The sequence below is a fragment of the Streptomyces sp. NPDC058674 genome (assembly GCF_042716505.1).
Taxonomy (GTDB): domain Bacteria; phylum Actinomycetota; class Actinomycetes; order Streptomycetales; family Streptomycetaceae; genus Streptomyces.
Map to the genome: position 1 here is coordinate 52,219 of NZ_JBHXSC010000002.1, position 25,740 is coordinate 77,958.

Consider the following 25,740-nt stretch of genomic DNA (forward strand, 5'->3'; position numbering starts at 1 on the left):
ATGCCCGTCTCCCCGGCCATGGCCGAAGACCTCGCCGCGGCGGTCAGCATGCTGTACGAGGACGCCGAGTACGCCCTGATCTCCATCCTTCGGGACGCCCTCATGTCCGGCATCGACTCGCCCCGCTGGGCCGAGCTGAAGCTGCGTGCAGTCGGTGACCTCCGCGAAGCGGTCGAGACCGTCGCCGACGCGCTGCAGCAGGACGCGAACGGCGCCGTCGCGGAGGCCCTGATGACGGCGTACGGGCGGGGCCGGCAGGCCGCTGTCGCCGAGCTCGGCGCGCTTGACACCGGCCGGGAGCTCCACGTCCGCCGAATCCTGCCCGGGGCGCCCGCCGTGGACCGGCTGGCCGCCTCGTTCGCGGCAGACACCCGGCCCCTGTACCAGCGGATTACCCGGGCGATCCTCGACGTGTTCCGGAACATCACCACCCGGGCAGCCGGGACACAGCTCCTGACCGGCATGACCCGCCGCGACGCGAGTCAGCGCGCGCTCGATGAGTTCGCGCGCCGCGGCATCGTGGGTTTCGTCGACTCGCGCGGCCACGGGTGGAACCTGGCCACGTACGCCGAGATGGCCGCCCGCTCCGTGACGGCGCGGGCCGCGATCGACGGGCATATTGACGCGATGGCCGAGGTCGGCCAGGGCCTGGTGATCGTGTCGGATGCTCCGCTGGAGTGCGAGCTGTGTGAGCCGTGGGAGGGCGAAGTCCTGGCGCTGGCCGGGGGGCCGGGCCCGCACACGGTCCGGGTCGAGCACGCCGTCCAGCCGACCGGGCTGCGCGCCGCGTTCCGGCCGCCCACGACGGTCGCCGTGCACGTGGCCGGTTCGCTGCCGGAGGCCCGGTCAAAGGGCCTGTTCCACCCCAACTGCTTCCCTGGGGACGTCCTCGTTACCGCGCCTTCGGGCGTACGCGCCGCGGATTCCCGATGGTACGAGGGTGACCTTGTCGTCATCCACACTGCCAGCGGCAATGAACTGTCCGTCACCCCAAATCACCCGGTACTGACGCCGGAAGGATGGGTCGCTGCGGGAGAGATCCAGGTAGGCGGCCGCGTCCTGCGCTACGGCGAGGGTGTCGAGCGGGTGGACGGTGTGGGTCCAGGCTATGAGAAGGTTCCAGCCCGCATCGGCGATGTCTTTGACGCGCTGCGGCAGGCGTTCCCAGTGGGCTCCGTGCATGTGCCAGGCGCCGCCGAACAGTTCCACGGCGACGGGTTCGATGCCGATGTCGAGGTTGTACTTGCCGAGGGCCTGCTGGCTGACGGGCGTGAGCCCGCGGGCGCGGAGCAGCTCGGCTATGGCCAGCTCCTCGCTGGTGGCGCTGGCGCCGGTGCGCTGCTTGCCGATGGCTCGTCGTTCGAGGTCCTCGCTAGTGCGGGTCATGCCGCGAACGGCGTCATGTGCCCTCGCCACTTGGGTGGCTCGGGCCTCGGGGCTCATGGCGGCCCACTTGCGGGTCTCGGCTTCACTACGGCTGATTCCGGCACCGCGTTTGCGGACCCAGCGACTGACGGCAGCCTGGCTGATGCCGAAGGAGGTCGCCAGCTGGCTTTGGCTCTCACCAGCTCGGTATCGAGCGATCAGGTGGTCAACGTCGGCAGGCGTGAGTTTGCTGGGCACGTCTACAACCTCCAGACCGGTGACGGTTGGTACGTCGCCGGGGGCTTGGTGGTGCACAACTGTCGTCACAGTCTAGGCCTTTACCTGCCTGGAGTGACAACGAAGCCGCCACATCACCCCACCCCGGGTACGACGTACGCGGACACCCAGCGGCAGCGCGCGATCGAGCGGCATATCCGCGAGTGGAAGCGCCGCCAGGCCGCCGCCATGGACGAGTCCGCGCGCCTCAAGGCGGCGGCGAAGGTCCGCCACTGGCAGGCCGAAGCCCGTGCGCACGTCGCTGCGCACGAGCACATCGTCCGCAAGCCCGCGCGCGAGCAGATCGGCCGCGCCCACTGACTTCCCGGCCCCCACCGCACGGTGACCGCCGGATGATCCCGAAAAGGGAGCCCACCATGCACACCCCTTTCCACCACCCGCTCGCCTCGCACCCCGCTGGCAAGATCCTCGGCTTCCGCACGGACGGCCGACCGATCTACACCATCGCGGGTGGCAGCGACGAGGGCGCCGGCGCATCCGCCGGAGCCCCGCCCGCCGGTGAGGCCGCCACCCCGCCCGCGACGCCCCCGGCGACACCTCCGGCCGCCCCCGCTCCCAGCGGTGACGACACGGACTGGAAGGCCGAGGCCCGCAAGTGGGAGCAGCGCGCCAAGGAGAACAAGACGGCGGCCGAGCAGGGCAAGACCGCAGCCGAGGAACTCGCAAAGCTGCGCGAGAAGAGCATGACCGAGCAGGAGAAGGCCGTCGCGGCCGCCGAGAAGAAGGGCCGCGCCGAGGCGGCGGCCGAGCGGGACCAGGAGGTCAGCGCGCGCGATGCCCGTATCCGCGAGCAGGCTGTCGAACTGGCGGTCCGTGACCACGCCGCCGACAAGCGTCAGGCTCGCGCGCTCCTCGACTCCCGCAGCTTCCTCAAGGCCATCGCCGACCTCGACCCCTCCGACAAGGGGTTCGGGGACTCCATCGAGGCGGCCATCAAAGCGGCGGTGAAGGACAACCCGGCACTGGCCGGGGCGCCCGTGGCCGCAGCGTCCGGCCGCGACCTCTCCGGCGGCACCGGCGAAGGCGCCGCACGGAAGCGCTCCGGCTCCCTGTCCGACGCGATTCGGAACACCTACCAGACCTGACCAGGAGTAACCCATGCCCGTGACCCTCGCCCAGGCGCAGCTCAACTCCGCGCCGGACATCGACTACGCCGTCATCGACAACCTGCGCCGCAACAGCTGGCTGATGGACAACATGGTGTGGGACGACACCGTGACCCCGGGCACGGGCGGCGGCTCCCTCGTCTACGGCTACACCCGGCTCCTCGCCCCGTCGACCGCGCAGTTCCGCCGGGTCAACGAGGAGTACACGGCGCAGCAGGCGACTCGTGAGCAGAAGACCACCGTGCTGCACCCGCTCGGCGGCGCGTTCACCGTCGACCGGACCCTCGCCAACCTCGGGCAGGCCGCGACGAACGAGGTCATGTTCCAGATGAGCCAGAAGCTCACCTCGGTCCGGACCCGCTTCCAGCAGGAGCTCGTCCTCGGCGACGTCGCAGTCGACGACGCGGGCTTCGACGGCCTCGACAAGAGCCTGACCGGGCAGTCCACCGAGTACCTGCCGATCAACGAGGGCATCGCGACGGGCTACCTGAACTGGTCGCCGTCCGGCGTCACCAGCGAAGACCTCGCCATGTCGGCGTTCGACGCGTTCGACGACTTCCTCGCCCGCATCATCGGCTCGCAGACCGGCTCCGGCGACACCAACGCGGACGGCGCGGTCCCGGCCGGCGTGAAGGCCATCCTGGGCAACACGAAGAGCATCGCCCGTATCAAGTCGCTGGCCCGCCGCGCGAGCCAGTTCACCGCGACCCGCGACGACCTCGGCCGCAACGTCGAGCGCTACGGCGACTGGGTCCTCGTCGACCTCGGCGACCGCGCCGACGGCTCCGCGCCGATCATCCCGATCCGGTCCGCGGACACCGACGGCGGCGGCGCGGGCGGCGTCATCACCGGCCTCACCGACATCTACGCCGTCTCCCTCGGCCTCGACAGCTTCCACGGCGCCTCGGTCGCCGGGAAGCCGCTCGTCCAGACCTGGCTGCCCGACTTCTCGCAGGCCGGAGCGGTCAAGTCCGGCGAGATCGAGATGGGCCCGGTCGGCGCCGTCCTCCGCAACACCAAGAGCTGCGGCGTCCTGCGCAACGTGAAGGTGGCCTGATCATGACCCAGTTCGAGATCAGCGCACCGGTCCGCACCTACACCGGCGACATCGTCGGCGTGCCCTTCCGCGACGGGACCGGCTACGTCAACAACACCACCGACGAGGGCCGCAGCGCCCTCGCATACTTCCAGCGCAGCGCGTACGGCATCCGCGAGGTCGAGAACGGCGACGCCCCGGTCGTGGTGAACCCGGTCGCGGACCCCAAGGAGTTCACCACCCTGACGGGCGGGTCCATCGCCCAGACCGGCGCTCTCGCCGCTGGCCGGTTTGACCCCGCAGACCACAACACCGCCGAGACGCTGTCCTACCTGGACGGCGCCGACGCGGCCGAGGCCGAGCGCGTCCTGGATGCCGAGGCAGCGGGCAAGAACCGCGGCTCCATCACCCGGCACCGCGAGTCCGTACTGGCCGCCAAGCAGCCGGCCCCCGCTGATGACACCATCCCGGCCCCGGCCGACGACACGAAGGAGGCCGGGAAGTGAGCACTGTCCTCGGCGCATACCGCGGCAACGTCCGCGATGACCTGTCCTGGCTCAACGTCGCCGGCCGCCCCGACCCCGGCGCCGTCTTCCACCGGACGAACCTCCCCCGGGTCGGCCTGGACGACGTCACCGCGCTCGCCACGGGCGTCATGACGTCGGTCCCGGTCTACCTCAACGAGGGCGACCTGATCACCAACCTGACGTTCATCTCCGGCGGGACCGCTGCGGGCACCCCCACCGCGTACTGGTTCGCCCTCTACTCCGGTGCCGGGGCGCTCCTCGCGCAGACCGCCGACCAGACGAGCACCGCCTGGGCTGCGGACACCGCGAAGACGCTGGCGCTGGCCACCGCTCAGCGGATCACGAAGTCGGGCATGTACTACGCCGCGATCAACGTGACCGCGACGACCCCGCCCACCCTCGTCGGGACCGTCGGTGCCAAGGCCGTGCTGACCGGCGAGGGCAACCTCGCGCAGACCTCCGGGTCCTCGCTGACCACGACGGCGCCGGCCACGATCGCCACCCCGGCGTTCAAGCGCCAGGTTCCGCTCGTCCTGGCAACGTGATGGACGGCGGAACCGCTCCGGCCGAGGAGCCGGAGGGCCCGCCCCCGCCGCTGCCCGTCCTGCCGGCCCGGTACCGCATCAGTGCGCCCGGGCCGGTGTCCGGCGGCGTCCACGGCGTCGGTTTCGCCAACGGGCATGCGGTCGTCACCGACCCGGTCCGGCACGCGCGGGCGCTGGCCTGGTTCCGGGCCGAGCCCGGGTACAGCGTCGAGGAGATCGACCCGCCCGAGCCGGAGGCCGAGGCGGTTGCCGTGGCACCCGAGGTCAGCGAAGAGACACCAGCTCCCGAGGTTGCTCCGGAGCCCATCACCCGGCGACGGAGGTAAGGAGCAGTCATGGCTGTGACCAGCGATATCGGCATCAGCGTCAGCGTCCAGAACACGAAGGCCTCCGACCTGAGTGCCGCTGCTGACTCCCTGACGAAGAAGTACGGCGTCCACCTCGAAAGCGGCGCGGGCGCGGGCAAGGCCGACCGGGTGTTCGCCGACACCCGGACCCTGGCCGCGTCCGCGACGGAGACCCTCGACCTGGCCGGCGCCCTCACCGACGCATACGGCGCCACCACCTCCTTCGCCCGGATCAAGTTCATCTTGATCGCGGCGGCCACGGCGAACGCGAATAACGTGGTCATCGGGGCCAACGCCTCCGCGGACTTCGTGGGCCTGCTGAACGCGGCCGGGACGATCACGCTGCGCCCCAGCATGTGCTTCGCCGCGATGTGCGGCAGTGCGGACCCGACGGGGATGGTCGTGACGGCGACGACCGCCGACCTCATCAAGATCGCCAACAGTGCGGGCGGCACGTCGGTGACCTATGACGTGATCATCGTCGGCAACAGCACCTGAGGGGGCCGACGTGCGGATCTACGCCACCGCCGACCAGTACGAGGAGTACACCGGCGGCGCCGCCCCCGACGACATCGAGTACCGGCTCGCACGCGCCAGCGAGTTCCTCGACGCGCAGGTGTTCCGGTACTGCTCGTACGCCACTGACACCGCGGGCCTGCCCACCGAGTCCGCGGTAGCGGCCGCCCTCGCGCGCGCCACGTGCGCTCAGGCGCAGTGGGGTGTCGACGTCGGCGACATCACCGGAGCCTCATCGGCGGGCTGGGGCAGTGTCAAGATCGGCTCCGTTCAGCTCAGCCGGTCGGTCACCGCCGTCAACGGGGCCGACTCCCCGGGCCGGCAGGTCGCCCCCGCAGTGTGGGACGCCCTCCAGTCCTCGGAGCTCCTAGCGGTCGGTTTCCGGATGGGGGCGGTGGGCCTGTGGGCGTGATCCCCGGCTTCGTCCTGGTCCATACGGTGACGATCGAGGCGTACCTCGGGGACTCGGCGCACGGCCCGCGGTATGCGGCTCCGGTCACTGCCAGGGCGCTCGTCGAGGAGACAGTGCGGGCGGTCCGCAACGCGCAGGGCGAGGAGGTCGTGGCCAGCACCACGGTGTACCTCCTGCCCGGCCAGAGCTGTCCGCCCGAATCCCGCGTCACCACCCCGTCCGGCAGGGCCGCATCGGTCATCACGTCCGCGCTCCACGACGGCGGCGGCCTGCCCACACCCGACCATCGGGAGGTGACCCTCACATGACGATGTACACCCGCATGCGGTGGCAGGGCGGCCGCCTCGGCGCCACGACCCGCGGCCGCAGGGCGGCTGAGGAGGGCGTGCAGAAAGCTCTGGAGCACCTCCTCGCCGAGTCCCGGAAGCTGGTCCCCCTCGACGAGGGCACCCTGGAACGTTCCGGCCGGGTCGTACGAGCGGGCCTGAACGGCTTCGTCACCTACGACACCGTGTACGCCCGCCGCCAGCACGAAGAGCTGACCTGGAAGCACGCGCCGGGCCGCTCCGCGAAGTATTTGGAAAAGCCGATGAACTCGGAGCGCGACGTGATGCTCCGGCTGATGGCCGTGCCGCTGGGGAGGTGGCTGCGTGGACGATGACGAGCCGGACCTCCTCGACGGCATCGCCCGCTACCTCGCCGCACGCGACCTCGTCGACTACGACCCGGACGCCGTCGGTGGCGACCTGTTCATGGAGGCCATGCCCTCCACCCCCGACGGCTGCGTCGTCCTCACCGGCTACGGCGGGCCCGAGCCCGACAGCCTCCTGCCCTACGACCAGCCGCGCGTACAGGTACGCGTCCGCGGGGGCACGGACCCGCGGGTGTCCCGGCGCCGCGCGAAGGCGATCCGCAGCGCGCTGCACGGCCTGGGCCCGGTCGTCCTCCCGGACGGCACGAACGTCATCTCGTGCATCGCGCTCCAGGCAGCCCCCGAGTCGCTGGGCGTGGACGACAACCGGCGGCATGAGCACGTCGTGAACCTGGAGTTCGAGATCCGCGAGACGAGCATCCACCGCTCCTGACCCACCCCCATTTCCAGCCCGCACGGCACTGCCGGCGGGCTCCTCGTCATGCCCGGAGGGCCCGTCATGCCTGCTCAGAAGTTCAACGCTCGCGACTGCGAGTTCCAGATCGAGGACTACCTCAACCCCGGTACCTGGGTCGCGTTCCGCACCGCCACGGCCGGCTCCGGCAAGGGCGGCATCAACACCTTCTCCCTGTCGCACGAGTACGAGACCACCGACACCACCACGTTCGGGTCCGACGGCCGCGCCGAGTCGCAGAACATGCAGGAGGGCAAGGGGATGACCCTGGAGGGGTTCAAGCTCAAGGACCCCTCCACCGGCGCCCTCGACCCGGCGATGGCCCTCGCCGAGGCGCAGGCCGCCCGGCTCGGCGACGAGTCCCTGTGCGGGTTCCGCTTCGCGGCCCCGGGTGACACCACCTGGGAGGTGTGGGCGGAGTCGACCTGGCAGCTCGGCGACCAGGGCGGCGGCAACAACGACAAGACGGGCTGGGCCGTCACCGTGACCCGCTCCGGCCCGTCGACCACGGCGGCCAAGCCGTGACCGCGGCCAAGAAGCGGACACCGGACAGCTTCGACGCCTACTGGGCCGACGTCAGCAACACCACCACCGAGGACATCCGCGGCATCACCGTCCACATGCCCTCCGATATCCCGATGGCGATGGAGCAGCGCCTCGCCGACCTCCAGGAGTCCGCGCGCGAGGAAGACCTCGCCGAACTCGTCGCGCTCCTCTTCAACGTGGGACCCGAGGCCTTCACGCACTGGAAGACCAAGGGCATGGGCGCCACCGAGTTCCAGGTCCTCATCGCCTACGGCATGTCCCACGCCGACGGCAACCCCCTGACCGTCGCAGAGGCCCACGCCCTCGTCATCAGGGCGAACGCCGAGGGAAAAGCACCAGCGACCCCACCGAACCGAGCCGCGAGGCGCGCCTCATCCGCGAGTACTGGTGGGCGATCGAAGCCGACTTCCGCGCGGCCTACGGCATCGACGCGCAAGGTCTCTCGCGGCTGAACCGGCGCACGTTCCGCAACTACCTGTACGCCCTGTCGGCCGAGTCCGCGTTCATGCGCCTCGCGGGTGAAGAGCTGGCCGTGATCGACGACCCCGAACAGATCCGTGCCGCGCTCCGCGGCTGACCACCAGGGGGCGCCGGCATGACCGCGATGACCATCGGCGAACTCGTCGGCTACATCCGCGCGGACAACACCGATTTCGAGCGCGGCCTCGCGTCCAGCCAGCTCCGCATGGAGGGCTTCCGCCTCGACACCAACGGGCGCCTGCGGGACCTCCGCGGGCGGTTCGTCGATGCCGGGCAGGTCATGGAGCGGGCGCTTACCGGCGTCGGCGACGAGATGGGCGAGGCAGCCCGGCAGACGGTCGTCTACTCCTCCGTCGTGGACGCGGAGATGCGGACCATGGAGGGCCGCATGCGGGCGGTGCGGCAGGCCGCCGAGCGCATGGGCGAATCGCTCACGTCCCGGCTGCAGCGGGTCACGGCCGGCCTCCGCGGGATGAACGTGGACACCGATCGGCTGAAGTCGGCCGGTGCCACCTTCGGGAAGATCGCCATGTCGGTGGGCGGGGTGGCGGCCAAGCTCGGCGCCGCCGTGCCGCTCGCCGCGAGCCTGGTGGGCACGCTGGTGCAGATCGCTCCGGCGGCGGCTGTCGCCGCGACGGGCGTTCTCGCGCTCCAGCTGGCCACCCAGGCCTTCAAGCTCGGCATGGTCGGCGTCTCGGATGCGGTGTCCGCAGCAATGGACCCGTCCGATCCGGCCGCCTTCGAGGAGGCCCTCAAGAAGTTGGCCCCGTCCGCGCGTTCGTTCGCGCGCGAGGTTCGGGCGTTGCAGCCGCAGTTCAAGGCGATGCAGCAGAGCGTCCAGCAGAACCTCTTCAAGGGCCTCGATGTGGTGCTGCGGGACCTGGGCGCCTCGACGCTGCCGATCCTCAAGCAGCAGCTCGGCGAGGCAGCAACTTCGCTCAACTACATGGCCAAGGGCGTCGGCGCCGCGGCCGTCGAGATGAGCGAGAACGGCGTCCTCGGCAAGGCCCTGCTAGGTGCGAACACGGGCCTCGCGAACCTGACGCAGGCACCCGGCCAGTTCGTCACCGCCCTCATGCAGGTTGCAGCGGCCGCCGCGCCCGCGTTCGGCCGGATCACCGAAGCCCTCGGCGCCGGCCTGAGCCAAGCGTCCGAACAGGTCACCGCCGCGTACGGCTCGGGGGCCATGGAGGGGGCGATCAATCAGGCCGTCAGCCTGATCGGGCAGCTCGGCCAGGTCGCCGGGAACGTCTTCTCGATCATCGGCTCCGTCTTCGGGGCTGCACAAGCCTCCGGTGGCGGGTTCATCGGCACCCTCCAGCAGATCACCGCTTCCCTCGCCGCGGCATTCGCTTCCCCGGCCGTCCAGTCGGGACTCCAGGCGATCTTCCAGACGATGGCGACGCTGGCCACGACGATCGGTCCGCTCCTCACGATGGCCCTCCAGGCCATCGCACCGGTCTTCACCGCGCTGGGGCCGCCCGTCCAGCGGCTGATCCAGATGCTCGGGACGGCGCTGGAGCCGATCATCCGGGCTCTTGGCCCGGTTCTGGAGGCCGTGGCCGTCGCGGTCGGCGCTTTCCTGGACGCGCTGTCGCCGCTGCTGCCGGTCATCGGGGACCTGATCGGGCAGCTCCTGCCCGCTCTGATGCCGCTGCTCACGTTCGTTGCGGACGTGTTCAAGGCCATCGCTCCGCTGGTGTCGCAGCTCGCGACGATCCTGATGAGCGCCCTGTCGCCGATCCTCGCGGCGCTGGTTCCCGTCCTCCAGCCGATCATCGACGCCCTGCTCGTGCTGATTCAGGCTGTTCTGCCGATCATCACGGCGCAGGCCGCGGCGTTCGCGCCGATCGTCGCCAAGCTCGCTGAGATGTTCGCCGAGCTGATGGTGGCTCTCGGGCCGGTCATCGAGGCGCTGATCCTCCTCGTCGCGGACGTCCTGACGGCGCTGATGCCGGTAATCCTGCCGGTCATCGACGTCATCGCGAAGCTCGCCGGGCTCCTCGCCGACGGGCTGGGGCAGGCGATCACCCTGATCGTCGTCCCCGCCATCCAGATGATCACCCAGCTCCTCCGGGGAGACTTCTCCGGGGCCTGGGCGACCGCGAAACAGCTCGTCAAGAACGTGATCGACCAGTTCATGCAGCTCTTCCGGGAACTCCCCGGCCGCGCCGCCGTCGCCCTCGCCGGGCTGGCTATGGCGCTGTGGGGGCGGATTCAGGAGGCCGGCGGCCGGATGGTCTCCGGCGCCCGAGAGAAGGTGTCCGAGGTCATCGGCCAGATCCGGGCACTCCCCGGGCAGGCCGTCAACGCCCTCGGCAACCTCGGCTCCCTGCTCTGGAACGCAGGGTCGCGGCTGGTGTCCGGGTTTATCGACGGCATCACGAGCGCCTTCGGCAAGGTCAAGTCGACCCTGGGACGGCTTACGTCGATGCTGCCGGACTGGAAGGGCCCGGCCACGCTCGACGCAAGGATTCTCACCCCCGCCGGCGTCAGCCTGATCGAGGGCTTCCGGCGAGGGATCACCCAGGCGACTCCGGGCCTCCAGTCGCAGCTCGGCGGCCTGACCGGCGCCTTGCCCGGCATGGTTCCCGGCGGCCCGGGCGGCGCAGCGGGCGGCGCGGGCGGCGGCCGGCTGATCGTCGAACTCGCCGGCCCCGACAGCTTCAAGGCCGTCATCCGCCGCATCGTCCAGGTCGACGGCCGCGGCAACGTCCAGACCGCATTCGGATAGGAGGCCCACATGCCGGTACCTGACGCCCGCGTGGAGCTCCAGATCGGCGGCGTGTGGACCCCGACCGCTGATGACCTGCTCCACAATGACGGCATCCGGTACACGTGGGGTCGGCGCGGGGAGGGCTCCCGCACCGACCCCTCATCGGCCGCGTTCTCGCTGCTCAACCCCGACGGCAAGTACTCCGGCCGCAACCCCCTCAGCCCCTACTACGGGCAGCTCGGCCGCAACACGGGCGTCCGGCTGTCCCACGACGGCGCAGGCGTCGCCCTCGTCACCACCGCCGGCCGTGCCTCCACCCCCGACGACGCCTCGCTGGACGTCACCGGGGACCTCGACCTGCGGATCGACCTCACGCCGTACGCCTGGATTGGGGGGAATGCCTTCGGGGCCTTCGAGCTGGCAGCGAAGTACGGGGTGGCGGGGGCCAGGTCCTGGCTCTGGACGGTCACCGACCAGGGATACTTCCAGTTTTTTTGGACCGTGGACGGCACCAACCTGCTCGGCGGCACCTACCTGCCGACGATCCCCCTCCACCTGCCGCCCGGGAGCCGGGCGGCGCTCCGCGTCACCCTGGACGTCAACAACGGGGCGGGCGGGTACACCGTCACGCACTACCGGGCGTCCACGATCGCCGGGCCCTGGACGCAAATTCAGCAGACCGTCACCACTTCCGGCACCACGTCGATCTTCAGCTCGGCGGCCGGCGTTGAGGTCGGCAACGTGGCCACCGTCGGATTCAGTGACGTCGCCCGCCAGTTCCACGCCTTCGAGATGCGCAACGGCATCGGCGGCGGCCTCGTCGCCAGCCCGGACTTCACACAGCAGCCGTCGAACACCACCAGCTTCACCGACTCCTCCGGCCGGACCTGGACGACCGGGGGCGGCGCAGAGATCACCTCCCGCCGCATCCGGGCCGTTCTGGAGGCGTCCGAGTGGACTCCCCGGTGGGGGGCGAGCGGCCGCGACGTGAAGACGCCCGTGCAGGCCGCCGGGGTTCTCCGCAGGCTCGGTCAAGGCACCAAGCCGCTCGCGTCCACGCTGCGCCGGCGGCTGCCTGCCTACGGCCCGGTGGCGTACTGGCCGATGGAGGAGGGACGGGACGCGACGCAGGCGTCTTCCCCGATCGCCGGCTGCGACCCGCTGTTCACGCCGGGCCTCGAGTGGGCGGCGGACGACACCTGCCCCGGCTCGTCGCCGCTACCGAGGATCACGGCGGGCGCGCTCGCCGTCGGCAGCGTGCCTGCCTACACGGGCACCGGCCAGTGGCTCATCTCTTTCGTCTACCTGCAACCGACATTCCCGGCGACCGACTCGATGGTGCTGGATTTCGACACCTCTGGCACCGCCGCCCGCATCTCGATCACCGTCGGCCCGACGCTCATCAAGCTGCGCGGGTACTCCGCGGCGGGCGCCCTCGTCCTGACCCACGACTCAGGCAACCTCGGGTGGGCCGGCAGCGAGTGGCGGCGCTTCGACATCACCGCCACCGATCTGGGGGGCGGCAACGCCGAGTTCCACCTAGGGTGGGTCACGGTTGGTGGCGGCGGCTTCCAGTCCAACGCGACCATCGCGGCCAGCGTCGGCACCGTCACCAACATCAGGACGGGGTACGGTGCCGACGTCGCCGACATGCGCATCGGGCACCTGGTCGTGTTCCCCACCTCCTCCACCGATGTGTTCTCCTCCGCTGACAGCGGCTACGCACGGGAAATGGCCGGCCTGCGCGCCATGCGACTGGCTTCCGAGGAGGGCCTGCCGCTGACGATGCTGGGCGCCGCCTATCAGACGACCCGTATGGGCCCGCAGCGCCCCGACACCCTCCTTGACCTCCTCGACGAGTGCGAGGCCGCGGAAGGCGGGATTCTCGCCGAGGACCGGACCCGCTTGGGGGTTACCTTTCGGGCCCGGTCCACTCTGTACAGCCAGCCCCCGAAGCTGACTGTGTCGTACGGCCAGTTGGCGCCGCCTCTGGAGCCCACGGACGATGACCGGTGGCTCCGTAACGACCGCAGCGTCACGCGTGAGGGCGGGTCGTCGGCGCGCGCCGTCCTGGCCAGCGGCCCGCTGTCGACGGCCGCTGTAGGCGTGTACGACGACTCGACAACGCTCAGCCTGGGCGCGGACACCCAGCTCCCGCAGATCGCTGCCTGGCTCCTCCACCTGGGCACCTGGGACGAGTCCCGCTACCCGCGGGTGACGATCTACCTGCACAAGCACCCGTCGCTGATCCCCGGCGTGTCGGCACTTCTGCCGGGCGACGTCATCCGGATCACGGACCTGCCGCGGTGGCTGCCGCCGGGGCCTCTCGACCTGATCGTCGAGGGCGCGGAGGAGACGTTCAAGACGTTCGAGTGGACGATCACCCTGGCCTGCTCTCCGGCAGGCCCGTGGAAGACCGCTCTGGCCGACGATCTCGTCTATGCCCGCGCGGGAACCCTGGGGTCGACGCTCGCCTCCGGCATCACCGCGACGGCGACCACCTTGTCGGTGGCCACCGCGGCGGGCCCGCTGTGGACCACCACCGACGAGCCCGTCGACATCGTCATCGGCGGCGAGGTCATGACCGCCACCACGATCACCGGCGCTTCCTCGCCGCAGACCTTCACCGTGGTCCGCTCCGTCAACGGTGTCACCAAGCCCCATCTCGCGAGCGCGCCCGTCGACCTCGCCCTGCCCGCGCGCGCAGCCCTGTAGGAGGTACTCATGCCGCAGACGGCCGGCGGGGTCATCACCGCCGACTTCCTGGACAAGCTTGACCGGCCGCCGCTCGCTGTGCTCGCACAAACGTCGGTGCAGTCCATCCCGAACGCGACCTGGGGCGTGATCACCTTCGACTCGGAGATCATCGACAGCTACAGCGGGCACTCCACCGTCAGCAACACATCGCGGTACACCTGCCAGGTCGCGGGCACCTACCGGATCACCGGACGGGTCAGCTTCGCCGTAAACGGGAGCGGCTCCCGCGGGGCCCGCGTCCACAAGAACGGGAACTTCCTCATCGGCGGCGCCAACCTCCTGGGCGCGGGCACCCTCAACGGTGTGATCGAGGTGAGCCACATCCTCACCCTCGCGGTCAGCGACTACGTCGAGATCGCGGGCGGCCACAACTCCGGCGGCGCTTTGTCGACTTTCTACGGCGCCGAGTGCGGCTCGATGATGTACGTCGAAAGGATCTCCTCGTGAGCGCGTGCAGCACGTGCGGGGCGGACGGCGTGGTGCAGTGGCGGCGGCGGCCGACGAAGGACGACCTCCAGCAGGTCGCCCGCTTCGAAGCAGCCCGGCGCGGTGTCCGTGCTGCCGCGGCCGCGGCGCGCGGCGAGACCCTCGTCGAGGAGGTTCCGCAGCTCGGCGGCGAGGTGACGGTGCCGGTGTACGCCTGCGAGGCCCATGCGCTGCCGCCGGAGGCCGCCGGCTACGTCCACCAGGCAGCGTGCAAGGGCCCCGGCAAGGGCGGCAGGTGCTCGTGCCCGGAGGCGGGGCCGGAGTTCCCGTTCGTCCCGGCAGAGGACCCGCGAGGCCCGGCCAAGAAGCGGCTGCCGCCCGGCTGGTAGCCCACCCCTGATCTTCACGCCCCGGGCCTGCTGGCCGGGGCGTTCTTCATTCCCTGGAGGCACCCCATGGCCGACCCGCTGTCCGCCGACAGATTCCTCGCCGCGCTCCTCGCCGAAGGCGTGCGCGTACAGGAACACCCCGGCTGGCGCACCCACACCCGCACCGCGCCCGGCCGCCCCTGGGGTCCGGTCCACGGCATCCTCGTCCACCACACCGTGACGTCCGGCTCGGCCCGCTCCGTCGAAATCTGCCGCACCGGCTACAGCGGCCTCCCCGGCCCCCTCTGCCAAGGCGTCATCACCAAGGACGGGGTCTTTCACCTGATCGGCTACGGCCGCTGCAACCACGCCGGCGGCGGCGACCCCGACGTCCTGACCGCCGTCCAGGACGAGACCTACGAAGACCGGCCGCCCACCCCGAACGTCGGCAACAGCGACGGAATCGATGGGAACCGGGCGTTCTACGGCTGGGAGTGCGAGAACCTCGGCGACGGCCAGGACCCCTGGCCCGCCCCCCAGCTCGACACGATCGAGCGCGCGTCCGCGGCCGTCTGCCGCGCGCACGGCTGGAGCGCCAAGTCCGTCATCGGCCACAAGGAATGGTCCGACGACAAGACCGACCCGCGCGGATTCACCATGCAGTCGATGCGGCAGCGGGTCGCCACCCGCCTCGCCAGCAAGCCGGGATCAGGCACGCCCATCACACCCACCCCCCAGCCAGAGAAGGAGGACGACATGGCCCTCACGCAGGAACGCGCAGACCAGTGGAACGGGATGCTCTGGGGTCTCAAGAACACCGGCGAGGCGACCCTGGCGCGCGTCACCGCCATCGAGACCCTCGTCAAGCTGATCGCCTCCGACAACGACCTCGACGAGGCCAGCGTCGCCGTGGCGGTCGAGAAGGCCGTCGCCAAGGCACTGCGGGAGAACACGGTCGCGGTCGACGTCACCGTCCAGAACACCACCACCCCCACCCCGGGAGCCTGACATGCGCATTTTCGGACGTGAGCCCGTCGTCGTGCTCAACACCCTCTCCGCGGTCCTCGGCCTCGTCGTCAGCCTCGGCGTCACCAGCCTGACCGCCACGCAGGCCGGCGCGATCGTCGGCGCGGCCACCGCGATTCTCGGCGCCATCGCCGCAGCCATGACCCGGCCGATCGCCCCGCAAGCGTTCACCACGGTCGTGGCCGCGGGCGCCGTCCTCGTCGCGGCATACGGCTACGAAGTCAGCCAGGGCACGATCGGCGCGATCAACACGACCGTGCTGGCCGTGCTGACCCTGCTGACCCGCGTTCAGGTCTCTCCGGCGCCGGTCGGCAGCGGCCGCCCCTCCGGCCCGACGGCGGTCTGATGCGGGCCGCCCTGTGGCGGCACCTCCAGTGGCGGGGCCTGACCCTCGCTGGCGTCGGCGCCTGCTGGATCGCGTACGGCATCGGCCTGATCGTCACGGCCAGGCCGGGGGTCGTCGCCGCGACGGCCCCCCTGATTCGGATCATGTGCGTCGAGGCGTGGGGCGGGGTGTGGATCGCCTGCGGAGTCGCCGGAGTCGCCTGCGGGCTACTCCGGCCCGGCCGGGACATCGCCGGATTCTTCGGGGTGTTCGCGCCGCCCGCCTGGTGGGGCCTCGCGTTCGTAGCCTCGGCCGCGACGGGCCAGTACGGGGACGCGTGGGCGTCCGCCCCGCTGTACGCCGCACTCGTCCTGCTGGTGGGAGTGGTCGCCGCGCTGACGGGGGGCCGCAGGCGCCCGTGCCTGTGTGATGAGGGGGCGCCCGATGGGCACTGAGAACACTGTCCTAGGGGTTGTGATCGCGGTGATCGGGGCGGTTGCCGCGGTCCTCGTCGCCCGAGTGTCCGTCCCGCGGCCGCAGCCGGCCGGGCATCCCGAGCCGGAAGACGGGCCGCCCGCGCTGGAGGTATCGCCGGAGATCTGGATGCACTTCTCGGGCCGGATACGCGGCCTGGAGGACAAGGTGGATCACCTCACCGACCTCGTCGAGGCGCAGACCGTCCGGGTCGGCAGCCTCGAAAAACTGCTCCGAATGGCGATGCGGGTCATCCGCCGCGCCAACAGGCGGCTCCGCGCGGCCGAGCTGGAACCCGAGCCCATCCCGGCCGAACTCGTCCCGTACAGCATCGAGTAGGAGGCCGCCGTGCCGCTCCCTGCGCAACGCACCGTGTTCGGGTCCCTGGCGGACCTTTTCACCGGTACCGGCCCGACCACGACCATCACCGTCACCGCGCTGCCCCGCCGGTGGACCGACGAGATCGGCGACCAGCTCTTGGTCAGCCCCGACCATCCGGTGCCGGTGGTGGCCGGGGAGTGGACGGTCGACCTGGTGCCGACCGACACGGCTGGGATCGAGCCGGCGACGGGCAAGTACTACAGGTTCACCGAGGTCGTGGCCGGCGTTCCCCGCCGGTCCCGGACGTTCGAGGTGCCGACCGGGGACATGACGCCGGTCAGCATCCTGGCTCTGGTCGTCGCCGATCCGGGCCTGCCCGGGTACGTGCGCGGTGCAGCAGGCCCCGCGGGCCCGCCCGGTTCGAATGCGGACGCGGAGGCGTACACGGATGCTGCGCTCGCCGACGAGGTCGTACGGGCGAACGCCGCCTATGAGACCCCAGCCGGGGCCACCGGCAAGGTCACCGCGCACACGGGCGCCAGCGACCCGCACGGCGACCGCGCAGATGCCGCCACCAGGTACCTGACGAAGGCCGTGTGGCGGCGCCGGGACCTTCCGGACCTCCTCACCGTCGAGGCGCTGTACGCGGGCGCGGCGCCGACAATTGGGACGGCGCAGACGACGACCCCGACCGCCGGGTACATCAAGAACGCGCCGGCCGGAGTCGCGCTTGCCGGATCGGATGTGACTGGGCCGTTCCGGTACGCGGGCGCCGGTTCGATGACGATTGGGGCGGGGGCGCCGGACACCTCGTACGTGCTGCCGCTGTCGAAATATCCGAACACGTACGCCAGTGGCCAGAGCACCTGGTCGGTGGAGTTCGGGACGGACGCCGCAACGTTCCAGGTCAGGTTCAAGCACATCTCGTCCGCGACCATGTACCGGCTGAGCATCGACGGCCGGCGGGTCACCGACCTGATGCAGTCCGCCGGCGGGATCACCCCGGGCTCCGGGCACCTGATCACGATCGGCCTCGGCTCCGCGACGCCGCGCAGAATCAGGCTCGACTTTGCCACGTTCCCGTTCGGCGGGATCTACGTGCCGCCGGGGGCCAGCGTGTGGCAGGTCCCGCTCGACGGCGGCCGGCTGATGGTCCTCGGGGACTCCCTCCCGGACGGCTCCAGCATGTCCACGGGCGGCGGCCACGGCACGTGGTTCGGCCGGACCGCCCGGCACCTGGGCTGCGATGACGGCTGGGAGCAGGGCCGCGGTGGGACTGGCTACGTCACGGCCGGGGCGTTTGCCACGCTCATCAACCGGGTGCCGCTCGATGTGGTTGCGCCGGGCCCGGACCGGCTGATCATCTGGGCGGGCTACAACGACTCCGCCACGGACCAGACTGCGTTGGGGACTGCTGCGGCGGCCCTGTACGCCGCGGTGCAGGCCGGGTTGCCGAACTGCCAGACGACGGTGATCGGCTGCTGGTCGCCTACGGGGTCTCCCGGGACGTCGCTGACGAACACGGATGTCACCCTGCGCCTCGCGGCGGCCGCGGCCGGATTCCCGTTCATCTCGCCGATCACCGGCGCGGTCTACAACGGCGCCGGGACCCTGGTGGCGACGCACGGGCCGTGGATCACCGGCACCGGCCGGGTCGGCGCAACCACCGGCTCCGGCAACGCGGACGGCTACATCGGCACGGACGCCGTCCACCCGACGGACGCCGGCCACGCCTACGTGGCGCGCCGCATCACGGCGGCGCTCCGCGAGCTGATGCCCGCCTGACGGCCGCCGAACAACACGATGCCCCCTTCCGGCCTTGTGCCGGGAGGGGGCGCTTTCGTGCGTCCGGAGTCAGTCGAGGGGGAGCGCCTGGTGCGCGGCGACGATCGCGTCAATGCGGTGCGCGAGGTCAAGGTCGGCCGCGGTGAGCCGGTACCCGGCGTCGTGGGTGGTAATCGACGCGCGGAGGCTGTCGATGCGCAGGTCGAGGTCAGCGTGATGCTGGACCCGCCGGGACCTGTCGGCGATCGTCACGATCGCGGCGACCGCCGCGTGATACCGGATCGGGTACGTGCGGGTGATCTCGTCGCCCTGCCGCTCCCACCCCGGCAGCCCGGCCAGACCTTCCGCGATCTCCTCGTCGGTCAGCACCTTCGGCACGCCCACGTCAGCTCCCCTCCGTCACCGGCGCCAGGATCTCTGCGAGGTCCCGGCCTACGGGGGCATCGTGCCACGGCCGCATGGCCCGCTCCAGGGTGCCGAGTTCGCGACGCATGCGGGCGGACCCCGTCTCGACGGCGATCTCCGCAGCGGCCCGAGCGATCTCGACGGCCTGCTCCGGCTCCCGGGCCCCGGCCGCCGCGGTGGCGTGCCGGGCGAGGTAGACGCCGCGGTCCCGGCGGGCGGTCGCGGGCACCGCGTCGAGGACCTGCGACCACAGTGACTCCGCTTCACGGCCGAGACCGAGCCGCCCGTAGCAGGTGGCGCGCTGCACCTCCAGGTAGCCGGGGGTCCGGCGGCAGGCGTTGCCCCAGGGCAGGTCATCGTCGACCCGGGAGAGAAGGCCGCTCGCGGTGTCGATGAGCTGGTCGACGGCGGTGCGGTCGCCGGTGAGGCTGGCGCCGTGGGCCTGCTGCTGCATCGCCATCACCCGCACCTTGGGGAACAGGCGGCCGTCGTCGAGGGCGGCCTCGCAGAGGTCGATGACGCCGTGCCCGTCGCCCAGGTCGGTACGGACCTGGGCCAGGTTCACGAGGCTGTAGCCGACGAGGTGCGGGTCCCGGGACCGGGCCGCTATCTCCTGGGTGACGCCCCGCCAGAAGGACGCGGCGGCGAGGTCACCGGCGTCTTGGTACAGCCAGCCGACGAGCGCAGCGTATGCGGCGCCGACCCGGAGAAGGCCGCGGCGGATCTCTCCCTGGGCGCTGCGGGTGAGCTTGTCGATTAGTTCGTACCCGGCGCTGACGGTCCCGATGAGGTCGTGGGGGCCGAGCATCATGTCGGCCCGGTAGTGCCCTTCGAGCTGCTTCTCGAAGTAGTCGATCAGCTCGGGGTCGACGTACTGCTTGGCGACGGGCCCGGGCACGAGCGCGGCCGCGGTGACGTTGACGAAGGTGCGGCGCTTCATGCTGTCGTCCTCTTGGTGTGCCTCGGGTCGAATCCACCCGGCTGGCGCCGTGAATCCCAGGTCCTCGGGCCACCGGCCGAGCGCGTCATGGAGGACCATCGCAGTCTCCTCGGGGGGCCAGCCGGGACTCGTGCCCTCCCAGCGGCGCCAGGTCCGTGGGGCGACATCGAACGATCGGTCGCCGAGGAACTGCCGGCCGTGGGCGCTGAGTGCTGCTGCTGCGGCGTCCATGCTGCGCCAGCCCGCGCGGAGCCGGGCGGCTCGAAGCGCATCGTTTCGGTGGCCCACAGCTCCAGTGTGCGGTGTCATCGCGTCCGTTCCCGGCCGTGGCCGCTACGTGGCCACCGATGGCCACGCGATGGCCTATCTGCCCATCTGCGTGCACGGACATCATCCACCTAGGAGCACATGACGCGCTGACGAACTGCGGTAGGAGACCCGGAATGGCCAGCACACGAAGCGGATCGGAGGCCGACCGTCGTACGCGGGTCGCCTGCCGAGACGTCCCGGTCCCGCCGACGAGCCACCTCTCGATAGAGCAGTTGAAGGGCGTGGCGTGCATCGCGTGCGGCGGGCAGCTGTCCGAGTCCCGCGTCCACCGGGGCGTGGCCCTGGACCACGACGGCGGGCTCCTCCTGGACTACGACGTCTACTCCTGCCCGGCGCCCGGTGACACGGCATGACCACGCCGACGTACCCGACCGGCCGGTGGACCGCACTGCCCCGCACGTGCGGCGGCTGCGGCGCCAAGGCCCTCCCGATCGGCGGTCCCGAGGGCGGGGCGCTGCTCCACAAGGCGGGCTGCACCTGCCGCCAGCCGGGCGAGCCGGTCGAGCAGCAGCTCTCCACCGCGCCGGGCGGTCGGGCGTGAGGGAGCTGGCCAAGCAGCTACTGATCTTCGTTGCCATCCTCGCAGCGGTCGCCGCAGTCATGATCGGCACCTGAGCCTCCCGCCCGCCCGCGCATCCTCCGGGACCGCGGCCGAGCGGACCGACCGTCGCTACCCAACCGAAAGAGAGGGACCCACCGTGACCACGACCACCGAGACGACCACCACCCGAGACGCCCGCACCCTCATCGCGCAGGGCGAGTTCGAGGCGGTCGCCGCCACCGTCGCCAGCAACAACCCGGACATGTCCAGCGCCGACGCGGCCCGCATCACCCTGGAGGGCCTCAAGTTCGTGGCCGCCGCCGCGGCGTTCCCCGGCGGGATGCGGCCCTCCCGCACGGTCGATGAGGGCTGGCACGCGCTCATCCTCCACACCACCGTGTACGCCCGCCTGTGCGCCGCCCTCGGCCGCTTCGTCCACCACCTGCCCGAACTTCCGGACCCGACCCGCTACACGCCGGGCGCCCTCGACCACACCCTCGACCGCATCCGCGAAGCCGGGTACGAGCCGGACGTGGAGCTGTGGACCAGCCCCCTCGAAGGCATCCCGGTAGCCGCGAACTGCCAGCACGACAACCAGTGCGCTGACGGCAACTGCTCTGCCACCTGCCGCGACGACCACCCGAACTAGGCCCGGCCCGCGCTACGCTGACGGGCTATGACGGCATGGCAGAGCAGTGACCACGGCCCGCTGATCGCCCACCTGCGCGAGCTCCGCCGCAAGGGCAGCATCCCTGCCCGCCGCAGAAACGCGGTCACCGGTTGCGCCGCCTGCCGCGGTATCCGGCGGACGATCCTCGTCGACGGCGCGCAGCAGGTCGTCTACAGCGAGCCGTGCCTGGCCTGCCGTGGTGGCGGCGCCACCGAGAAGGCGCCCACCTCGGCTTGATCTGCGGCCCCGGCCGACTACCCCCTCAGGCCGGCCGGGGCGTACCTTGCGCGGGCTCGCGGCCCTATGGCGGTCGCGGCTAAGTCGCCGGGGGTGAGTGCTCCAGATCGGCGGCCGAAAAGGGTTGCGCGAGATGATCGAGGCCGCGATGGTTGCCCCATGCATCTGATCCCCGCGCTCCGCTTAACCCTGGCCTAGTCCCTGACCAAGTGGGACAGCGGGACCCCGATCGCTTCGGCGATGAGGATGAGCGAGTCGAGCAGTGCGGCGGCCTGGCCGCGCTCGATGCGCACGTACGTGGCCCGGTCCATTCTGATCCTGAGGGCGACGGCTTCCTGGGTGAGTCCCCTGGAGCGTCGGGCCTCGCGAATCTGTTCGCCGATGCGTACCCGTCTGGCGATGACGTGAGCGGGTACGGGCGCAGCGCGAGACACCCGACCAAGCTGCCGTGATCATGACGGGATGTATGTAGGGTGCACCCTACTTTCCGGCTCACGGTGGCTGGGGTCTGTACGGATGGCATATGCCCTGACAGGATCGTTGAGCCGAACACTAATGTCCGTCGGGGCTCTTGGCCGGGGGACGCGATGGGTCCGCTTCGCGCGAGGTCGGCCGCTCCACCCAGATGGTGGAGTCGCGTCCCCCTGCTGCCCCGAGTCCTACACTAGGGCTCGGGGCAGCGCCATCCCGGGTGTCGATTCTCAGACGAAGTGGCCTGAGAATAGGCCAAGTGCCTTTCCCTACTTTGGTTCGGCACGGCCAGGGAAAACGCAGGTGAGTACATCGCTAAACGCTGGATACCTTCTAAGCACTTGGCCGCAGGTTCGAGTCCTGCCGGGGGCACCACATTCCCACCCCTCGAAGCCCTCCCCCCGGGAGGGCTTTCGTGCAGGTCAGAGGGACCTTAGCGCGAGCGGTGTAGCACGGCCGTAAGCGGGGCGGGCCGGGCGCCACGAGGCGCGCCCGCGGGCGGTGGTGAGGCGGCAGTGCGCGGCAAGCGGGTCTGCGCCTGGACCGACGGCGCCCCGTCCCCCCGTGTCAGGACGCAGGCCGTCGCTTCGTACGCCCCGGCGCCCGGCGCCTGTTGAGGGCTGTCCCGCGATCCCGGCTCCGGGCAGCAGGAGGCTGCGCGGGACCTTCAGCGCAGCGGCCGCAGGGGCACCGGGAGGGCACGAGGGCAGCCGGCCGCGGCGCACCCGCCTCGTCTACCCTCGTCAGGTGATCGAGCACGTGAACCAACTCGGCAGTGCCGCCCCGGAAACCGGGGCGCCGCCCCGGGGCCGGAGCGTGGCCGTGTGGTGCCTGGACACCACGCTGGACCAGGTCGGCGGCCACCGGGTCGACCGGGCGTCGGCGGTGCTGGACGTGGGTGAACGGGACCGGGCCGCGCGGTTGGTGCGCTCCGGCGACCGGCACCGCTACCTCGCCTCGCACCTGGGACTGCGGGTGCTGCTCGGCGGCTTCCTGGGTCTGGCGCCCGAGGAGGTCGGCCTGGTCCGGGAGGAATGCCCGTGCTGCGGCGGCCCGCACGGCCGTCCCGCCGTGGCCGGCGGCGCCGTGCACTTCTCCCTCTCGCACAGCGGCGACCTCGCGTACCTCGCCTTCGCGGGGACTCCGGTCGGCGTCGACGTGGAGGGGGTGCCGGACGCGGCGGCGATGACCGACGTGATCAACAGCCTCCATCCGGCGGAGACCGCCGAGCTGGCGGCCCTCCCCGAGCCCGGCCGGCGGATCGCGCTCGGCCGGCTCTGGGCCCGCAAGGAGGCCTACCTCAAGGGCACCGGCACGGGCCTGGCCCTCGGTCTGGCCGATCCGTACATCGGCTGCGCCGCCGCCCCCTCCACCCTCCCTGGCTGGTCCCTGACGGACCTCCCCGCCCCGGCGGGCTATGCGGCGGCCGTCGCCGTCGCAGACCCGGCCTGACGGGAGCTGCGGCACGCACCCGAGTCAGCCCCCGGCCCGCACCGGCGCCCGGCACCGGCCGCCGTGCCGTGCGGTGCGGTGCGGTGCGGTGCGTTGCGGTGCGGGACATCCGACGGCCCGGCTGTCACGGCGCCCTTATCGTGACCGTCATGGACATCCGCCGGGCCCTCACGGCCGCCGAGCTCACCGCCGCCGAGCCGCTCTTCGACGGCCCCGCCCGCCCCGACTGGTCCGAGCGCTTCCTCGCCGCTCCCGGCCACCTGATGCTCATCGCCTACGTCGACGGCGCACCCGCCGGCATGGTCTCCGGCGTCGAGATGAGCCACCCGGACAAGGGCACCGAGATGTGCCTGTACGAGCTCTCGGTGGACGAGGGCCGCCGGCGCCGCGGGATCGGGCGCGCCCTGACCCTGGCCCTCGCCGAGGAGGCCAAAACCCGTGGCTGTTACGGCATGTGGGTGGGCGTGGACACCGACAACGAGGCCGCCCTGGCCACCTACGGCTCCGCGGGCGCGGTGGACGAGGGCGTCTTCACCATGCGCGGCTGGGACCTCGCACCCTAACCCCCCTGCGGGTGCGCCGCCTTCGCGTCCGGAGGCCGGCCGTAGCCCGCGCGGCGGCGTGTCGTGCGCCCACTCGGCGCACCCTCCGCGCGCCCGCGCCGCCGCTCGCCGAGCATCGGCCGCATGACCGCACTGTCGCCACCGCCCGTCCTCCGCCCGGCCCCACTGCTCCCGGCCGCCGCCGCCCTCCTCGCCGCCCTCACCACGGCGGCCGCTCCGGCGCCGCAGGCCGCCGCCACCACTTCCGGGGACGGCACCGCCCCCTACGTCGTCATGCTCAAGGACACCTCCTCCCGCGCCCCCGCCCGCGCCCTGGCCGCCGAGGCGGCCGAGGCCGGCGACGAGGTGGGGGCCGTCTTCGACACCGCCCTGAACGGCTTCGCCGTCCGCACCTCCGCGGCGCGGGCCGCCGACCTCGCCGCCGACCCGCGGGTGGCCTCCGTGGAGCCGGACGCGGTGTTCCGCACCTTCGACACCCAGCCGCAGGCGCCCTGGCCGCTGGACCGGATCGACCAGCGCGAGCTCCCGCTCGACGGTGCGTACACGTACGCGAACAAGGGCAGGGGCGTCACCGTCTACGTCGTGGACACCGGGATCAACACCGGCCACCGGGAGTTCGGCGGCCGGGCCCGGACGGGCTACAACGGGGTGTTCATGGAACGCTCCGGGGACTGCAACGGCCACGGCACCCATGTGGCGGCGACCGTGGGGGGCGCCACGTACGGGGTCGCCAAGGGCGTCTCGCTGGTCGCGGTGAAGGTGGCCGACTGCCGCGGGGACGGCAGGCTGTCGGGCATGCTGGGCGGCCTGGAGTGGGTGGTGAAGGACGCGATGGCCGCGCCCGCCTCCCCGGCGGTGGCGAACATGAGCATGGGCGGCACCCCCAGCCGCGCGCTCGACGCGGCGGTCACACGGGCGGTCGCCACGGGCATCACCTTCACCGCGGCGGCCGGGAACGCCGGCAGGGACGCCTGCGTCGGCTCCCCGGCCCGGGTCCCGGCGGCCCTGACGGTGGGCGCGACCGACGCGGCGGACCGCAGGGCGCCCTTCTCCAACCACGGCCGCTGCGTGGACCTTTCCGCGCCGGGGGTGAACGTCGTGTCGGCCTGGAAGGGCTCCTCCCGGGCCACGGCCCGGTCCTCGGGCACGTCCATGGCGGCCCCGCACGTGGCGGGTGTCGCGGCGCTGCTCCTGGCGGGCGGCACGGCGCGCACCCCGGCCGAGGTGTCCCGGGCCCTCGTACGGAGCGCCGTGCCGGGCCGGATCAGCGCGCTGCCGGCCGGCACCCCGAACCTGCTGCTGAACAACCCCGGCCCGCTGCTGAAGCCGAGCCCGCCGCCGACCACCCCGGCCCCGCCGCCGAGCCCGCCGCTGACCACCCCGAACCCGCCGGTGAGCACCCCGACCCCGCCGCCAAGCACGCCGACCGGCCGCTGACCGCCGACTGGTGGCATGCCGACCGCTGTCCTGCCGACCGCTCCGGAAGGCCCCGCCGTCGGGGGCGACCGGCCCGTTCGGCCCGGAACGACTCCCTCCGCAGGCTCCCGCGGGAACTCCTCCGGCATACCCGACCTGATGGGACATCAATGTGTGTCCCTTTCGGGCGAAAGCAAGCCATTGACATCTCATCACCGCGACGCGTCAATGTCG

32 protein-coding genes are annotated in these 25,740 nt (G+C 71.7%); 29 read left to right on the forward strand and 3 right to left on the reverse strand.

The annotated features are described in order from the left end of the window. The 22 genes from ACFWU6_RS01490 (at position 1) to ACFWU6_RS01595 (ending at position 18,481) form a co-directional block, all read left to right on the forward strand. Positions 1-1,962, forward strand: coding sequence for a phage minor capsid protein (locus ACFWU6_RS01490; RefSeq protein WP_383977462.1), 1,962 nt, complete (start codon positions 1-3; stop codon positions 1,960-1,962). 56 nt (positions 1,963-2,018) lie between these two features. Further along, entirely contained in the window at positions 2,019-2,747 is a 729-nt protein-coding gene (locus ACFWU6_RS01495; RefSeq protein WP_383977465.1) for a hypothetical protein, read from the forward strand. A 13-nt stretch (positions 2,748-2,760) separates the two neighbouring features. Continuing rightward, positions 2,761-3,825 carry a major capsid protein gene (locus ACFWU6_RS01500; RefSeq protein ID WP_383977467.1) on the forward strand — a complete coding sequence of 355 codons (1,065 nt, stop codon included), beginning with the start codon at positions 2,761-2,763 and terminating at the stop codon, positions 3,823-3,825. A 2-nt stretch (positions 3,826-3,827) separates the two neighbouring features. Then, a complete protein-coding gene (locus ACFWU6_RS01505; RefSeq protein ID WP_383977470.1) occupies positions 3,828-4,310 on the forward strand; it encodes a hypothetical protein in 483 nt (160 codons plus the stop codon). Beyond that, entirely contained in the window at positions 4,307-4,876 is a 570-nt protein-coding gene (locus ACFWU6_RS01510) for a hypothetical protein (protein WP_383977473.1), read from the forward strand. The genes ACFWU6_RS01505 and ACFWU6_RS01510 overlap by 4 nt, the downstream gene beginning before the upstream one ends. Continuing rightward, positions 4,873-5,202: a hypothetical protein gene (locus ACFWU6_RS01515; protein ID WP_383977476.1), complete on the forward strand. Its 330-nt coding sequence runs from the start codon at positions 4,873-4,875 to the stop codon at positions 5,200-5,202. The genes ACFWU6_RS01510 and ACFWU6_RS01515 overlap by 4 nt, the downstream gene beginning before the upstream one ends. A 9-nt stretch (positions 5,203-5,211) precedes the next feature. Then, on the forward strand, positions 5,212-5,721 hold the full coding sequence (locus ACFWU6_RS01520; RefSeq protein ID WP_383977478.1) for a hypothetical protein: 510 nt from the start codon (positions 5,212-5,214) through the stop codon (positions 5,719-5,721). Positions 5,722-5,731: 10 nt separating this feature from the next. Continuing rightward, complete coding sequence (locus tag ACFWU6_RS01525) at positions 5,732-6,151, forward strand: hypothetical protein (protein ID WP_383977481.1); 420 nt, start codon at positions 5,732-5,734, stop codon at positions 6,149-6,151. Then, the gene (locus tag ACFWU6_RS01530) at positions 6,142-6,459 is read left to right on the forward strand and encodes a hypothetical protein (RefSeq protein ID WP_383977483.1); all 318 of its coding nucleotides are present in this window, start codon (positions 6,142-6,144) and stop codon (positions 6,457-6,459) included. Before ACFWU6_RS01525 ends, ACFWU6_RS01530 begins: the two co-directional genes overlap by 10 nt. Continuing rightward, positions 6,456-6,812, forward strand: coding sequence for a minor capsid protein (locus ACFWU6_RS01535; RefSeq protein WP_383977486.1), 357 nt, complete (start codon positions 6,456-6,458; stop codon positions 6,810-6,812). Before ACFWU6_RS01530 ends, ACFWU6_RS01535 begins: the two co-directional genes overlap by 4 nt. Beyond that, positions 6,802-7,236 (forward strand): minor capsid protein, encoded by a 435-nt coding sequence (locus ACFWU6_RS01540; RefSeq protein ID WP_383977489.1) that lies wholly within the window; start codon positions 6,802-6,804, stop codon positions 7,234-7,236. The genes ACFWU6_RS01535 and ACFWU6_RS01540 overlap by 11 nt, the downstream gene beginning before the upstream one ends. 66 nt (positions 7,237-7,302) lie before the next feature. Further along, a complete protein-coding gene (locus ACFWU6_RS01545; RefSeq protein WP_383977492.1) occupies positions 7,303-7,782 on the forward strand; it encodes a phage tail tube protein in 480 nt (159 codons plus the stop codon). Further along, positions 7,779-8,255: a hypothetical protein gene (locus ACFWU6_RS01550; protein WP_383977494.1), complete on the forward strand. Its 477-nt coding sequence runs from the start codon at positions 7,779-7,781 to the stop codon at positions 8,253-8,255. The genes ACFWU6_RS01545 and ACFWU6_RS01550 overlap by 4 nt, the downstream gene beginning before the upstream one ends. 143 nt (positions 8,256-8,398) lie before the next feature. Continuing rightward, entirely contained in the window at positions 8,399-11,017 is a 2,619-nt protein-coding gene (locus tag ACFWU6_RS01555; RefSeq protein ID WP_383977497.1) for a hypothetical protein, read from the forward strand. A gap of 9 nt (positions 11,018-11,026) precedes the next feature. Next, the gene (locus ACFWU6_RS01560; protein ID WP_383977500.1) at positions 11,027-13,714 is read left to right on the forward strand and encodes a hypothetical protein; all 2,688 of its coding nucleotides are present in this window, start codon (positions 11,027-11,029) and stop codon (positions 13,712-13,714) included. A 9-nt stretch (positions 13,715-13,723) separates the two neighbouring features. Further along, complete coding sequence (locus tag ACFWU6_RS01565; RefSeq protein ID WP_383977503.1) at positions 13,724-14,203, forward strand: hypothetical protein; 480 nt, start codon at positions 13,724-13,726, stop codon at positions 14,201-14,203. Then, positions 14,200-14,571 (forward strand): hypothetical protein, encoded by a 372-nt coding sequence (locus tag ACFWU6_RS01570; protein ID WP_383977506.1) that lies wholly within the window; start codon positions 14,200-14,202, stop codon positions 14,569-14,571. Before ACFWU6_RS01565 ends, ACFWU6_RS01570 begins: the two co-directional genes overlap by 4 nt. 66 nt (positions 14,572-14,637) lie before the next feature. Beyond that, entirely contained in the window at positions 14,638-15,558 is a 921-nt protein-coding gene (locus tag ACFWU6_RS01575) for an N-acetylmuramoyl-L-alanine amidase (RefSeq protein ID WP_383977508.1), read from the forward strand. A gap of 1 nt (position 15,559) precedes the next feature. Continuing rightward, positions 15,560-15,922: a hypothetical protein gene (locus tag ACFWU6_RS01580; protein WP_383977511.1), complete on the forward strand. Its 363-nt coding sequence runs from the start codon at positions 15,560-15,562 to the stop codon at positions 15,920-15,922. Next, a complete protein-coding gene (locus ACFWU6_RS01585; protein ID WP_383977514.1) occupies positions 15,922-16,356 on the forward strand; it encodes a hypothetical protein in 435 nt (144 codons plus the stop codon). The genes ACFWU6_RS01580 and ACFWU6_RS01585 overlap by 1 nt, the downstream gene beginning before the upstream one ends. Before the next feature lie 19 nt (positions 16,357-16,375). After that, positions 16,376-16,714: a hypothetical protein gene (locus ACFWU6_RS01590; protein ID WP_383977517.1), complete on the forward strand. Its 339-nt coding sequence runs from the start codon at positions 16,376-16,378 to the stop codon at positions 16,712-16,714. A 9-nt stretch (positions 16,715-16,723) separates the two neighbouring features. Next, a complete protein-coding gene (locus tag ACFWU6_RS01595) occupies positions 16,724-18,481 on the forward strand; it encodes an SGNH/GDSL hydrolase family protein (protein ID WP_383977520.1) in 1,758 nt (585 codons plus the stop codon). Positions 18,482-18,550: 69 nt separating this feature from the next. Here the strand turns inward: ACFWU6_RS01595 and ACFWU6_RS01600 are convergent, their stop codons facing one another. After that, the gene (locus ACFWU6_RS01600; protein WP_383977523.1) at positions 18,551-18,865 is read right to left on the reverse strand and encodes a 4a-hydroxytetrahydrobiopterin dehydratase; all 315 of its coding nucleotides are present in this window, start codon (positions 18,863-18,865) and stop codon (positions 18,551-18,553) included. A gap of 1 nt (position 18,866) precedes the next feature. After that, complete coding sequence (locus tag ACFWU6_RS01605; protein WP_383977525.1) at positions 18,867-20,135, reverse strand: Twin-arginine translocation pathway signal; 1,269 nt, start codon at positions 20,133-20,135, stop codon at positions 18,867-18,869. Positions 20,136-20,269: 134 nt separating this feature from the next. Here ACFWU6_RS01605 and ACFWU6_RS01610 point away from each other — a divergent pair, with 134 nt between their 5' ends. The 4 genes from ACFWU6_RS01610 (at position 20,270) to ACFWU6_RS01625 (ending at position 21,604) form a co-directional block, all read left to right on the forward strand. Then, a complete protein-coding gene (locus ACFWU6_RS01610; RefSeq protein ID WP_383977528.1) occupies positions 20,270-20,509 on the forward strand; it encodes a hypothetical protein in 240 nt (79 codons plus the stop codon). Next, positions 20,506-20,697: a hypothetical protein gene (locus ACFWU6_RS01615; protein ID WP_383977531.1), complete on the forward strand. Its 192-nt coding sequence runs from the start codon at positions 20,506-20,508 to the stop codon at positions 20,695-20,697. The genes ACFWU6_RS01610 and ACFWU6_RS01615 overlap by 4 nt, the downstream gene beginning before the upstream one ends. Before the next feature lie 157 nt (positions 20,698-20,854). Continuing rightward, entirely contained in the window at positions 20,855-21,346 is a 492-nt protein-coding gene (locus tag ACFWU6_RS01620; RefSeq protein ID WP_383977534.1) for a hypothetical protein, read from the forward strand. 27 nt (positions 21,347-21,373) lie between these two features. Further along, a complete protein-coding gene (locus tag ACFWU6_RS01625) occupies positions 21,374-21,604 on the forward strand; it encodes a hypothetical protein (RefSeq protein WP_383977537.1) in 231 nt (76 codons plus the stop codon). Positions 21,605-21,798: 194 nt separating this feature from the next. On the opposite strand, the gene ACFWU6_RS01630 is transcribed toward ACFWU6_RS01625, so the two are convergent. Further along, positions 21,799-22,038, reverse strand: coding sequence for a helix-turn-helix domain-containing protein (locus ACFWU6_RS01630; protein WP_383977540.1), 240 nt, complete (start codon positions 22,036-22,038; stop codon positions 21,799-21,801). A gap of 784 nt (positions 22,039-22,822) precedes the next feature. On the opposite strand from ACFWU6_RS01630, the gene ACFWU6_RS01635 reads away from it, so the two are divergent. The 3 genes from ACFWU6_RS01635 (at position 22,823) to ACFWU6_RS01645 (ending at position 25,527) form a co-directional block, all read left to right on the forward strand. After that, entirely contained in the window at positions 22,823-23,527 is a 705-nt protein-coding gene (locus ACFWU6_RS01635; RefSeq protein ID WP_383977543.1) for a 4'-phosphopantetheinyl transferase family protein, read from the forward strand. Between the two features lie 149 nt (positions 23,528-23,676). Then, complete coding sequence (locus tag ACFWU6_RS01640; RefSeq protein WP_383977546.1) at positions 23,677-24,090, forward strand: GNAT family N-acetyltransferase; 414 nt, start codon at positions 23,677-23,679, stop codon at positions 24,088-24,090. Positions 24,091-24,213: 123 nt separating this feature from the next. Next, positions 24,214-25,527 carry a S8 family peptidase gene (locus ACFWU6_RS01645; RefSeq protein ID WP_383977549.1) on the forward strand — a complete coding sequence of 438 codons (1,314 nt, stop codon included), beginning with the start codon at positions 24,214-24,216 and terminating at the stop codon, positions 25,525-25,527. Positions 25,528-25,740 lie beyond the last annotated feature (213 nt).

What these genes read in the sequence shown, in the direction of transcription:
- ACFWU6_RS01560 (WP_383977500.1), top strand. Translation starts at nt 11,027, where the DNA reads ATGCCGGTACCTGACGCCCGCGTGGAGCTCCAGATCGGCGGCGTGTGG.
- ACFWU6_RS01545 (WP_383977492.1), top strand. Translation starts at nt 7,303, where the DNA reads ATGCCTGCTCAGAAGTTCAACGCTCGCGACTGCGAGTTCCAGATCGAG.
- ACFWU6_RS01615 (WP_383977531.1), top strand. Translation starts at nt 20,506, where the DNA reads ATGACCACGCCGACGTACCCGACCGGCCGGTGGACCGCACTGCCCCGC.
- ACFWU6_RS01500 (WP_383977467.1), top strand. Translation starts at nt 2,761, where the DNA reads ATGCCCGTGACCCTCGCCCAGGCGCAGCTCAACTCCGCGCCGGACATC.
- ACFWU6_RS01520 (WP_383977478.1), top strand. Translation starts at nt 5,212, where the DNA reads ATGGCTGTGACCAGCGATATCGGCATCAGCGTCAGCGTCCAGAACACG.
- ACFWU6_RS01625 (WP_383977537.1), top strand. Translation starts at nt 21,374, where the DNA reads ATGACGGCATGGCAGAGCAGTGACCACGGCCCGCTGATCGCCCACCTG.
- ACFWU6_RS01580 (WP_383977511.1), top strand. Translation starts at nt 15,560, where the DNA reads ATGCGCATTTTCGGACGTGAGCCCGTCGTCGTGCTCAACACCCTCTCC.
- ACFWU6_RS01605 (WP_383977525.1), bottom strand. Translation starts at nt 20,135, where the DNA reads ATGACACCGCACACTGGAGCTGTGGGCCACCGAAACGATGCGCTTCGA.
- ACFWU6_RS01610 (WP_383977528.1), top strand. Translation starts at nt 20,270, where the DNA reads ATGGCCAGCACACGAAGCGGATCGGAGGCCGACCGTCGTACGCGGGTC.
- ACFWU6_RS01535 (WP_383977486.1), top strand. Translation starts at nt 6,456, where the DNA reads ATGACGATGTACACCCGCATGCGGTGGCAGGGCGGCCGCCTCGGCGCC.
- ACFWU6_RS01495 (WP_383977465.1), top strand. Translation starts at nt 2,019, where the DNA reads ATGCACACCCCTTTCCACCACCCGCTCGCCTCGCACCCCGCTGGCAAG.
- ACFWU6_RS01555 (WP_383977497.1), top strand. Translation starts at nt 8,399, where the DNA reads ATGACCGCGATGACCATCGGCGAACTCGTCGGCTACATCCGCGCGGAC.
- ACFWU6_RS01645 (WP_383977549.1), top strand. Translation starts at nt 24,214, where the DNA reads ATGACCGCACTGTCGCCACCGCCCGTCCTCCGCCCGGCCCCACTGCTC.
- ACFWU6_RS01640 (WP_383977546.1), top strand. Translation starts at nt 23,677, where the DNA reads ATGGACATCCGCCGGGCCCTCACGGCCGCCGAGCTCACCGCCGCCGAG.
- ACFWU6_RS01490 (WP_383977462.1), top strand. Translation starts at nt 1, where the DNA reads ATGCCCGTCTCCCCGGCCATGGCCGAAGACCTCGCCGCGGCGGTCAGC.
- ACFWU6_RS01585 (WP_383977514.1), top strand. Translation starts at nt 15,922, where the DNA reads ATGCGGGCCGCCCTGTGGCGGCACCTCCAGTGGCGGGGCCTGACCCTC.
- ACFWU6_RS01565 (WP_383977503.1), top strand. Translation starts at nt 13,724, where the DNA reads ATGCCGCAGACGGCCGGCGGGGTCATCACCGCCGACTTCCTGGACAAG.
- ACFWU6_RS01505 (WP_383977470.1), top strand. Translation starts at nt 3,828, where the DNA reads ATGACCCAGTTCGAGATCAGCGCACCGGTCCGCACCTACACCGGCGAC.
- ACFWU6_RS01575 (WP_383977508.1), top strand. Translation starts at nt 14,638, where the DNA reads ATGGCCGACCCGCTGTCCGCCGACAGATTCCTCGCCGCGCTCCTCGCC.